Here is an 11232-nt window from a genome sequence, read left to right as displayed (position 1 = left end):
TTTATAAAAATATTATTCACTTATTATTTTGTTCCTTCAAGTCGCTCCTTCGTACTTATTTCTTCACCCCTAATACGCTTTTCAAACGTCTTTCTCCAACTAGTAGACAGTGCATTTACTTCTAAAATCCTTTTTAATCCTTCAGAGTTTTGTTTTTCTTTATGCATTATGCGATTCGCAAACGAAATTGACACACCTTTTGGATCAGGCCTCAACAATTTCAAAGTATCTACCGGTAATATCCACCCTTCTTTTAATACTCGAAAATAAAAACCTGTGTATCCTGTATCTTGAAAATATAATGGTAGCTTTGGAATATTATATTTCTTCGCTAATTTAAAACAAGGTTGTCTTGGCTGCGTTACTTGTACAATCGCTTCTCCAAGTTGAAACGTGTCACCAATACAAACATCTTCTTCATGCATTCCGCTTACTGTTATATTTTCACCGAAAGCCCCATATACAAGTTCCTGATTCAATTCTTTTTCCCAGTATGGATAGTGGTCACCAGTATAAACACAAACCGCTTTATCTACCCCTCCATGATGAACTAAATCCGCCTGTCCATCTCCATTAAACTTTAAAAATGATAAAAAAACAGGTTCCTTTACTTGCTTTTTATTTATCCCTGTTTGAATTAACTTCCCACCATACATAACCTCTTTTGGCAATCCTATATTTAAAGATAGGATTTCATATACTTTAGTCATTCAAATCCCTCCTCTTACTTGCGGCACAACTTTTCAAAAGACTCATTTATTATTTCAAACCCTCTATCTATTTCTTCGTTTGAGATAACTAGAGGTGGTAAAAAGCGTAGTACATTATCAAATATCCCCGCTCCAATACTTATAAGCCCATTCTTCCAGAATTCATCAATTAATTTTAATGTTAGTTCTTTTGCTGGTTCTTTTGTTATACGATCCGTTACAAGTTCCATTGCAATCATTGCACCAATTCCGCGAACATCACCTATGACCTCGTATTTCAATTGCATTTCATGTAAATGTGATATTATTCTATTTCCAACTTGCTGAGCTCTTTCAACTAGATTTTCTTCTTCCATAATTTCAAATACAGCAAGACCGGCTGCACATGATAATGGACTTCCCGCAAAGGTCCCACCGATTTGCCCTCTCCCAGGAATATCCATCAACTCCGCACGGCCAACAATTGCACTTAATGGTAAGCCTCCAGCTATTGATTTTGATAATGTAATAATGTCAGGCTCCATTTGAAAATGTTCCGTTGCAAACCATTTCCCAGTTCGACCAAATCCAGTTTGCACCTCATCCATTATCATTAAAATACCATATTGATCACAAATCTCCCGGATTCGTTTTACAAATAAAATAGAAGGAACAATAAATCCAGCTTCTCCTTGTACTGGTTCCATTACGATTGCCGCTACTTTTTCAGGTGATATTTCTTCTAAAAACTTGTCAAACTGATAGATGACTTGAGAATCCACTTCTTCAGGAGAAGCCCCTTCTTCAGCTCTGTAGTAGTACGGATACGGCAATATATGCATGTCTGAAACGAACGGACCAAATCCTGCTTTATATGGATTTTCTTTGGTCGATAAAGACATCGTCATTAATGTTCTCCCATGAAATCCTCGTTCAAACGAGATTACTTTACTTCTCCCTGTGACTTTACGTGCGATCTTCACAGCATTTTCAATCGCTTCCGCACCACTATTTGCAAACATCGTTTTTTTCTCACTTGTTCCTGGCACTTTTTCATTAATTTTCTCTGCTAAAGTAATGTAATTTTCATATGGAGTTACATGAAAACATGGGTGAATAAATGATTCCGCTTGTTTTTGTACCGCTCTTACAACTTTCGGATGACAATGACCAACATTTTGCATTCCAATTCCACCAGCAAAATCAATAAACTGATTTCCATCTACATCTGTAATTATCGCTCCTCTTGCTTCTTTTACATATAAAGGCGTTAAATGATATATTCCTGTCGGTACAGCCGCCTCATACCTTTTTTGAAGTACTTGTGAATAATTTCCTGGTAATACGTTCGATTTCAACAATTCTGCTTCACCTCATCTAATTTTTATAATCAATCCATTTCTGATAAAGTGATTATAAATCTCATAAAACCATTGTTCAATTCAATTATTTATATAATAATGATAGGTATATCCTATGATTAAATTTGAGGTGATTCCAATCGAATTACGACAACTAGAATACTTTTTAGCTGTTTCGAAAGAGTTACATTTTACAAAAGCAGCTGAGAAATTAAACATTTCACAACCTTCACTAAGTCAACAAATACGTGCATTAGAACATGAAGTAGGCATGCCACTTTTCGATCGAATTGGTAAAAAAATATCTTTAACTGAAGCAGGAAGAGTTTTATTATCGCACAGTAAAACAATCTTTCATGAAGTCGAACAAGCCCGTTCTGCCATTCAAGATTTAAACGGATTACAGCATGGATCCTTAACAATCGGCTCATTGTTAACCGTCGTAAATTATTTACTACCACCAGCCATTTTAAATTTCAATAATTTATATCCTAATATTGAGCTTTCTGTATTAGGTCTTCGTACAGGAGAAATTCGTGAAAAATTATTACAAAACGAATTAGATATTGGCATTACATTTCTCCCAGTGCAAGATAAAGAGATTGTTTCTATCCCACTATATAAAAGTGAACTTACATTAGTTGTACCAACCAGCCATTCTTTAACTGAACGTAAGTATGTATCTATTGAAGAATTACAGGACTATCCTTTAATTCTTCTGCCTAAAAATTTCTATTTAACAGAATTAATTACATCTCATTGCCAAAACTTTAACTTTAAACCAAAGCCAATTTTAGAAATTAGTACAATGGAATCTTTAATTCAAATGGTCTCAAAAGGTATGGGAATTACAGTATTACCAAAACCTTATATAGACTTTTTGCAAAGCGAACACATTCAATCTATTAAAATTGAAAACCCCACTCCAACAATAGATATAGGACTTATTTATAGAAAAGATAAATACATGTGCGCTGCTACCCGAGAATTTATTGAACAACTAAAGTTAACAGTACATTCTCTACAAAAATAAGCATAAAAGAGATTATCCTATGAAGCCGATGCACAACGACCTATTAGAATAATTTCTTTTCATAATGAAATAAAACATTACATTTTGTGGTTTCTTTTCTAAAAACCTAGTATTCATTATAAGTGCTTAATTATTATCGTTTTATCAAGCGACATATCAGCGATATTTTATATCTATTTCGTATAGGTGTTAGCAAGTTCGTTTGAAAACTTGTTAGCGCTTTTTTACAAAATTGTATAATGCTTCACAAAGTAGGAATCCGTTTTGATCAATCTTTTTTCAAAATGGATTCCTTTTGTCTCTTATCAATATTCAAATGTTACAGTAGTACCATTAAAACCATCAAAACAATTAGAGCAATTAGAGCAACCACCACAACCAAAACAACTAAAGCAGCCGAAGCAACCAAAACAACGGAATCCACCACAGCGACCACAACCACCACAGCGACGAGCAGCATCTTCAATATAGTAATATGGATATTGGTTTTGCTGGTCCCAATACACAATATTTCCAGGCTGATAATCATTAAGGCTTAACGCTTGTAGTTCTTGTTGAAAATTATTCATCTTCATGACCTCCGTTTATAAACTACAACCCCATCGATACTTTCCTATATTTCTGTTCGTTAAATCTAAGTAGAAATAGCGATATAAAGTGAAACTTTAATCAGTAGGGGTTTTGTTCATTCCCCACTGATTATTAGTTGAACCAATCTGGCGTTTCCGGGCAGTTAATGCGGGATAAATGGAAATTATAAAATATAAATTTAAACAATAACATCTAGATTTATGTCATCATTTTCTAGCTTTATAGTCGTATATTCCATAACTTTGTTTGGTCATCTTCGTATTTCCAATATGCACTCCCATCTTTATTTTTCTTCGCTTCAATATCTGCTATATCAGAGCTAATTTTATAAGTATTTATAATTAGTGATTTCTGCTAAGAAAAGTCTATTTTTATGAATGGCAAATCAGCGATGTTTTATGTCTATTCCGCATACGTGTTAGCACTTTTTTATATTTCTTCTATTGCATACACCTTCATAATTTCAATATATTTTCCCTTACCACATGGACATGGTTGCTCTCTTCTATATGATTCTTCCCAGCTCATTTAAACACACCTCTTTAACTACTTAATTTATATTATTATATAAAAAAGCCCTGCCACAAGGCAGAGCGAGTAAGATGGATTACACGTATCATATAACAATTTATATCAGTAACTGAACACTGTTAAACAGTGTTCTTTTTTGTTTAAATTAGCGTTGTTGTTCAAAATATCCCGAAGTTGTTATATATTAAAAGTGCGACATACGTTCTACATTAAACCCTTCCCTATGACTTATGTTTGAGTGCTAGGAGAAATCCTAGCTTTTATTTTCCCCTCTGAATAAAATCTAAAATTCCGTCATTTAAATACCAAACTCCGAATTCCCCTTGGAGATGAGCAGTCAGCTTTTGCTAACTGCTTTTTTTACAAATAATAATTAATTTACCCAAGAGCATTTCAAAAGATTTTCGTATGATATGGTGTATTCCTTTCTTTTGAGTGAATGATCTCGTCATGAGAGCACTTTATTAAGTGCTCTTTTCGTGTTTCAAATACATACAAAATAAAATTTTTATATTAACCTTAATTACACATTTAATTGAATATTAATTCATCAGATACAAATCATTTCTTATAAGGGCGCTCTGTACTTGCGCCGTTATATAAATATTCAAATTTATTCCCCGCATATTTTTATAAGTTGTATACAGTTCCATATGGAATTGTTGAAACAGAAATTCCGTATGGTGTAATATGATGCATTGGATAATAATACTCCATAGATGAATAGTACGGTTGTATGCCTTGCTGTATTTGTTGCATTTGCTGCTGTGCTTGTAACGCTTGTTGAACAGCTTGAATTGTACTTTGTGCTCCGCTATACGTAATACCCGCCGTACCATACGGACGCATTCTATCTCGGGTATCAAAATATGAATAAAACATTATTATTCAACTCACTTCCATATAAGTTATTACAAAGTATATTATGAGTATTAATTTCAGTGAGTGCTAAAAACTAGTCCACTAGCTTTTATTCAAATAACGTTTTTGTTCAACTGCCTTTTTTTAATCTCCACGCCTTATCAAAATATAATCTTATATATCTTTCTACTTATTATGATGCAAGTGTCTACACTAAATTGTTAGACAAGCATAAAATAAATTAAGTCTAATAATAAAGGAAAAATAAATATGCAAAACCGTTACATGCTTACAGTCAAACTCACCTCATTTAACGAGACAACGCTGACTGGCATTACTATAGAAGGTATCACGCTGACAGCGAACGTCACGTTAAGAACAACCTATCATCAAGCGATTCTCAATCGATTTCCCCCTCAGGACCCAGTTCGTCCCCTAGTCGTGAGCTATAACGTAGCCGTCAAATCTGGCAGAAAATCTGCTATCTTGAATGCCGTGACGCAGCTCGCGAATGCTGGGGTAAGCGCGCAGGTTCGTCTGGATTCCTGCAACAATACCGTGGCATCCTTCCGTCCCGTTCCCTCAATAATATAAGTCAGATACCCGTCACAATAGGATAACGACTGTGACGGGTACGAAGCTGTTCGAGTGAATAGCCCTCAAATTTGTCCCGATCCCATTTCCCTTCACTCCTTGAATATTTTTTCAAAACCAATACATACTATTTTCAAGCCGCCGTATCCACGGCTAATACTTCTTTCTTTTGTTACAGCAGAAGCAGGTAGATTCGTCACTTATCTGCTTTCTCTGTATATTTTTTTAAATATCGAAAAGACTACCTACAAGCTGTTTGAACTAGCAGCTTCACTCTTCTTGTAATGGGAAAGCAATTTATCACAATTAGCTAACTCATTCGACTCACTGGCAGACAACCAAAATTGTTGTCTGCTTTTTGTATGGAATTTTCCATTTTGCATATACTACTTTTGAGCCTGTTTACCAATGCAAGCCATTTTGGTGTTTTGAATTCCGACTAAGCTTTTTTGTTGCATAGATTATTACATCTTTGACAACACTGGTTAAAAGCGCGCTTTCTGGTTATTCGTAGTTCTAGTCCAGAATAATTTTTCTCCTATAAAGGACAGTAGGTACGACTGCTCGTCCTTTTTTACTTATATCGCATACTCTCCCTTTTGACAGCTATGAACCACATTGCCCTCTTCATCGAATTAAGCAATTTCCCAATAAGGGTGGCAGTTGTACACTTCTATTTCCCCATCGAACAAAACGAACAAATTAGTTTTCCAGTTTCCAACGATCGTACCCCACTTGCCAGCTACATTTACTCGCATACCCATGTAAGCAAAATGTAGATTTCGGTGGTTCTGCATTTTCTTGAAAGCTTTTTCCGCGCTGTACATCTGCTTGATGTCAAAAACACCTTCGTTCTCGCACTTTACAAACTTCATGAATTCTGTCATTAGCATTTGATATCTCTTTAACTTTAAGGGTATATTCTCATGTCTTACCCAATATGCAAGAAGATGCAGTGAAAACATTCACGAAGAGTATATTTTGATATGTGTTTGCAAAATGTTTGCAAACACATATCGAAATGCTCAAAAGCATTGATTTAAAGGCATCTATAGCACATTGAAATAAAACATTACATATAAACTCATATAATTTTAGTGCACCTTTTTTGAGATTGGAATATATTTTGTAAAATACGCCCCCACTAGCAACAATATGATTGAGACTAGCCAAGTAAAAATACCGCCAAAATGAAGCCAATATGCAGACAAATTTAAAATTGCAATTAAAAAGCAACAAATAGAAGTTAATGCACTTTTTAATCCTTTTATCCCCGCTTTTTTTCTTTTTTGATAAGTTATATACATCGAAGCGACTAGAAAAAGGATTAGAACAATTGGTAACATAGCTTGTAGCAATGGCAATCCCTCCTGTCTATTCCCGCCCCTTCATTTTACCATCTTATTCCTTTTTGATCTTTAGGAGTCATTTCATTTTTCTCTTCTCTCCAAAAGTCAGCATAAGTTTTATTTTTAAACTTCACATTCACTTCGGAAAACGGAAGGCTTTCTCCAACCTTCAATGAGTACCACTCGTTTAAAAGTGGCGATCCGAAACAAATATTCAATGTACGATCCTGTAAATCAAATAATACAGAATGCAAAGTCCCAAACCACTCTTCATAATTATGCACCGTCACCCCGATAGGATATTCTTCTTCTACCAATCCTTTTAAAGATTCCATGCTCACCTGTTCATTTCGATTTAAATGCTCATGTAAAATTTGATATCTTTTTGTAGATTGTTCTAATTTCCTATTATTTAATTTCTGAATAGGTGAACTGACTGCATGGTTTGTTGATACGATAAAAGCTTGGCTTTCCTCATTAATTGTTGTTATTGATTTATGCCCGTCAAATATTTCAATATGTGCTGCGTTTAAAGGATCCGCTACAATTATATTAATATTACTTGCTATAGGCATTTCTTTTATTAAAGATGTAGCTTCCTGCGTATTTCTACATTTCTCCAATATTACTCGAATTACCGCAAAACATTGCAAACCATTTACCATTGGTTTTCTTAAACCTTCAATATTCCCTACAGGTTGACCACATGCTGAAAATGTAATAGATAACCCATGCTCATTAACTCCTTCTGTTCGGCCAAAATATTGAGTAGAAAAGCCACTATGTGCATATGCACCTTCAACATGCGTCGAACAAAAACACATATCATCTATTTTGGGTGATAAATCAAAATTTCTTAGTACATATGTATGCTTTAAATCAGTTTTTTTAGGTAATACTGCACAATGACTACAACCTGCTTTTAATAGTGTCTGATAATAATACATCATATTCCTTGAAGGGATTTTCAATACTTCGCAAAAGCCTTCAATTTCTTCATTAATTCCTGGACAATATTGTTTTAGTACATTTCTAGATTCTGTCCAATGGTTATCCGATATTAAATTTTCTTGCTGTATAAATTGTGGAATGAGATACGGATGTTTCTTTACGAATTCCCCTTGTTGCTTACCAATTTCATAATGATTTCCTTTTAGTGAAGAAAAATACCCCTTTATTTGATACACCTTAAATTCCCCCTCACATTGAATATATCCATATCATACCAAAATCCTTTTGTTCATTCTTGATGTTTTCCACTCTTTTCCACATACATTAACAATCCTTTTTTCTTTTCAATCAGGTCAGTTAATAACTATTTGATACCTACTCAAAACATTGTTAAAATTACTGTAAGAACAAGTATTCGAGAGGTTATTAGGATGCGTACAGTATTTCGAAACTAGTTAAAATAATATCAAATGGAATAAACTCTACATTGAACCTGTTTATTGGCGTTCAACTGATTATAAAAATGCGAAAACTTGTATTTCAAAGGGATGCAAATGGCCATATTGTTCAGTTAAAGAAAGAATATTTTTTAATCATCCATTTATTATGATGAAGGGAGCAATTGTATATGAGTAAAAGCAAACCAGTTGACGAATTAACTATTGAAGACTTGAAACAAAACCCAATATGGGAATGGGCAATAGATGAAGAGGAAAACGAAGAGTGCGATGAAACGTGGGTAAAACCAGTGGAAACAATAAATTTTACAGAAGAGTTAAACGGTTCCATAGTACTGGGCGAATTAATAATACATAATGATGAGAAATTCCCTATGATGTGTAGTATTGATATTGAAAATAATGAGGTATTAATTAGTTCCGTTGTTTTTTATAACGAAAAAGAAGATGAGTATATTGCGATAGAAGATGTAGTGAAAAAAGTCGAAATGCCTTTATCAATTAATATTAATCTCACAATTAATGTAGTACCTAGAGCTTTAAAATTCTCTGCAGATAAAATTGATATTTATAAAAACACTATAAAAACTAACTTAAATTAAATTCTAATTGAAGTTAGTAAAATACTCATTAAGTAAAAAATGGGAAACCATTATAATTAACGGTTTCCCAAATATCCTTCTATATTCAATATTTATATAACTTTATACTAAATAATCCCCTTTTCCACCAATGTCTCTGCGATTTGAACTGAGTTCCAAGCCGCACCTTTTAATAAATTATCAGAAACGATCCAAAGATGGAATCCTTTTGATGTATCAGGATCTTTACGTATTCTACCTACAAATGTATCTCTTTTACCCTCTGCATATAATGGCGTTGGATAAATTTGTTCACTAGGATTATCTTGTAAAATAACACCTGGTGCATTCAGTAGTACTTCTTTAATTTCTGCAACGGTCGCTTCTTTTTCAAGTTCAATATAAACTGATTCAGAATGCCCCGATACAACTGGAACTCTGACGCAAGTAGCTGCCATTTTCAGATTTGGATCTTCTAAAATTTTCTTCGTCTCTTGAATCATCTTTACTTCTTCGAATGTGAAATCATTGTCTGTAAATATATCCACTTGCGGCAATACATTAAATGCAATTGGATAATGTTTTTTATCTTTTTTCGCTGGTAATATAGTACTCTTCACTTCTTCACCTGTAAGCATTGACTTAGCTTGTTCTTTTAATTCATGAATCGCATGAATTCCTGAGCCTGATACGGCTTGATACGTTGAAACAATAATTCGTTCTAAACCAAATGATTTTCGAATTGGCTGAAGAGCTGTTACCATCTGTAGTGCTGAGCAATTCGGAACTGCAATGATCCTTTTATGTTCCCTTAAAGTATGTGCATTTACTTCTGGAACGACGAGTGGTACATCGTGTGCCATTCGGTATTCACTTGTGTTGTCAATTACGATTGCACCACTAGAAACTGCATGATTTACATATTGTCTAGAAACTTCTCCTCCAGCACTAAAAAATGCAATGTCTACACCTTCAAAACTAGTTGATTTTGCCTCTTGTATTTTAATCTCTCGTCCTTTAAATTGTACTATCTTACCAGCAGATCGTTTTGACGAGAGTAATGTAATTTCTTCTATATTAAATTTCGTTACTCTCTCTAACAATGCAATGATTTTTTGCCCTACTGCGCCTGTAGCCCCAACTACAGCTACATGATAGCTCTTTTCACTCATTTTTTCTCCTCCAATTTCACTTGAATGAATTTCTCCACAACTTAATTTTAAAAGAAATTTAATGATTTGAAAAATTGAAATACATGATATAATCATTCACAAATCATGATAATAAAAGAGGTATCATTTATGGAAATGAGACATGTTAAAACATTTTGTGCCATTGTTAAATATGGCAGCTTTTCTAAAGCTGCTCATGCATTAGGTTATGCGCAATCTACTGTGACAGCCCATATTAAAGCATTAGAGAACGATTTAAACATTCCTCTATTCGATCGATTAGGAAAGAAAATACTTCTTACAAAAGCAGGTCATCAATTTCATCCGTACGCATTAGAATTACTTACTATTTATGATAAAGCGCAAGAAATCCCTCAAAACAGTGACCATTTAGAAGGAACATTGACTATTACATCTAATGAATCATTGGCAGTGTATCGGTTACCACAATTATTACGTACTTACAAACAGGAAAATTCGAAAGTAAATATCGTACTTGAGACAAATACCAATGAGCAAGCATTGAAGAAACTACATGAAGGAGAAACCGATGTTATCTTCATAATTGGAGAAAGTATAGAGCATAATGATTTTATTACGCGCAATTTATGTAATGAAACATTTGGATGGATTTTCCCTGCTCATTTCCCTTCAAACACTGATCCACTCCTTTTATTACAAGATACTCAATTTATATTTACAGAACAAAGCTGTGGCTATAGACCAATGGTAGATCGTTTTTTACGTCAAAGCGGAAGAAATCCTAATAAAACATTTGAGACTTCCAATGTTGAAGTCATTAAACAATCCGTTATGTGTGAGTTAGGAATTTCTATTCTCCCTTACATCGTTGTACAAGAAAGTTATCAAAAAGAACAACTCTGTTTTCAGCCCATCGAAACTCCAGCCGTCATTCAAAGCTACGTAATCTATCATAAATCTAGATGGATATCACCAGTTTTACAATCGTTTCTTACATTATTAGAGAGAATAGAATAGAAAAGTAAGCGAGTAATAACAAAAATGAGTAACTGCTCTAAAAAGCAGTTACTCATTTTTGT

The 11232-nt window shown here is 33.9% G+C and carries 11 protein-coding genes and 1 pseudogene; 4 read left to right on the top strand and 8 right to left on the bottom strand.

The features are described 5' to 3' along the window. Positions 1 to 23: 23 nt before the first annotated feature. Positions 24 to 710, bottom strand: coding sequence for an MOSC domain-containing protein (locus V7038_RS11580; RefSeq protein WP_199661239.1), 687 nt, complete (start codon positions 708 to 710; stop codon positions 24 to 26). A gap of 14 nt (positions 711 to 724) precedes the next feature. Continuing rightward, positions 725 to 2050 carry a 4-aminobutyrate--2-oxoglutarate transaminase gene (gabT, locus tag V7038_RS11575; RefSeq protein WP_335470288.1) on the bottom strand — a complete coding sequence of 442 codons (1326 nt, stop codon included), beginning with the start codon at positions 2048 to 2050 and terminating at the stop codon, positions 725 to 727. Positions 2051 to 2180: 130 nt separating this feature from the next. Here gabT and V7038_RS11570 point away from each other — a divergent pair, with 130 nt between their 5' ends. Next, positions 2181 to 3083 carry a LysR family transcriptional regulator gene (locus V7038_RS11570; RefSeq protein WP_087947322.1) on the top strand — a complete coding sequence of 301 codons (903 nt, stop codon included), beginning with the start codon at positions 2181 to 2183 and terminating at the stop codon, positions 3081 to 3083. Between the two features lie 305 nt (positions 3084 to 3388). Here V7038_RS11570 and V7038_RS11565 read toward each other — a convergent pair whose 3' ends face one another. From V7038_RS11565 to V7038_RS29540, 3 genes are all read right to left on the bottom strand, one after another. Then, entirely contained in the window at positions 3389 to 3652 is a 264-nt protein-coding gene (locus V7038_RS11565; protein ID WP_335470286.1) for a heterocycloanthracin/sonorensin family bacteriocin, read from the bottom strand. A 1183-nt stretch (positions 3653 to 4835) separates the two neighbouring features. Further along, complete coding sequence (locus V7038_RS11560; RefSeq protein ID WP_002136277.1) at positions 4836 to 5087, bottom strand: DUF3947 family protein; 252 nt, start codon at positions 5085 to 5087, stop codon at positions 4836 to 4838. 1208 nt (positions 5088 to 6295) lie between these two features. After that, on the bottom strand, positions 6296 to 6553 hold the full coding sequence (locus V7038_RS29540; protein ID WP_016104842.1) for a hypothetical protein: 258 nt from the start codon (positions 6551 to 6553) through the stop codon (positions 6296 to 6298). Positions 6554 to 6555: 2 nt separating this feature from the next. On the opposite strand from V7038_RS29540, the pseudogene V7038_RS29535 reads away from it, so the two are divergent. After that, a pseudogene (locus tag V7038_RS29535) lies at positions 6556 to 6645 on the top strand (tyrosine-type recombinase/integrase); the annotation flags it as partial. Between the two features lie 109 nt (positions 6646 to 6754). On the opposite strand, the gene V7038_RS11550 reads toward V7038_RS29535, so the two are convergent. Then, positions 6755 to 7018 (bottom strand): hypothetical protein, encoded by a 264-nt coding sequence (locus tag V7038_RS11550; protein ID WP_071151261.1) that lies wholly within the window; start codon positions 7016 to 7018, stop codon positions 6755 to 6757. A gap of 35 nt (positions 7019 to 7053) precedes the next feature. Then, a complete protein-coding gene (locus V7038_RS11545) occupies positions 7054 to 8196 on the bottom strand; it encodes a C45 family peptidase (protein ID WP_335470283.1) in 1143 nt (380 codons plus the stop codon). A 392-nt stretch (positions 8197 to 8588) separates the two neighbouring features. Here V7038_RS11545 and V7038_RS11540 point away from each other — a divergent pair, with 392 nt between their 5' ends. Continuing rightward, positions 8589 to 9020: a hypothetical protein gene (locus tag V7038_RS11540; protein ID WP_335470281.1), complete on the top strand. Its 432-nt coding sequence runs from the start codon at positions 8589 to 8591 to the stop codon at positions 9018 to 9020. A 107-nt stretch (positions 9021 to 9127) separates the two neighbouring features. On the opposite strand, the gene V7038_RS11535 is transcribed toward V7038_RS11540, so the two are convergent. Further along, the gene (locus V7038_RS11535) at positions 9128 to 10171 is read right to left on the bottom strand and encodes an aspartate-semialdehyde dehydrogenase (RefSeq protein ID WP_283747444.1); all 1044 of its coding nucleotides are present in this window, start codon (positions 10169 to 10171) and stop codon (positions 9128 to 9130) included. A gap of 129 nt (positions 10172 to 10300) precedes the next feature. On the opposite strand from V7038_RS11535, the gene V7038_RS11530 reads away from it, so the two are divergent. Then, the gene (locus tag V7038_RS11530; RefSeq protein ID WP_070170141.1) at positions 10301 to 11170 is read left to right on the top strand and encodes a LysR family transcriptional regulator; all 870 of its coding nucleotides are present in this window, start codon (positions 10301 to 10303) and stop codon (positions 11168 to 11170) included. The last annotated feature ends 62 nt before the right edge of the window (positions 11171 to 11232 follow it).

Origin of the sequence: Bacillus sp. JJ783, from assembly GCF_036963225.1 — a bacterium.
Lineage (GTDB): Bacteria > Bacillota > Bacilli > Bacillales > Bacillaceae_G > Bacillus_A > Bacillus_A cereus_U.
The sequence above is the reverse complement of the archived record's forward strand: the minus strand, read 5'-3'. Positions and strand labels throughout refer to the sequence as shown.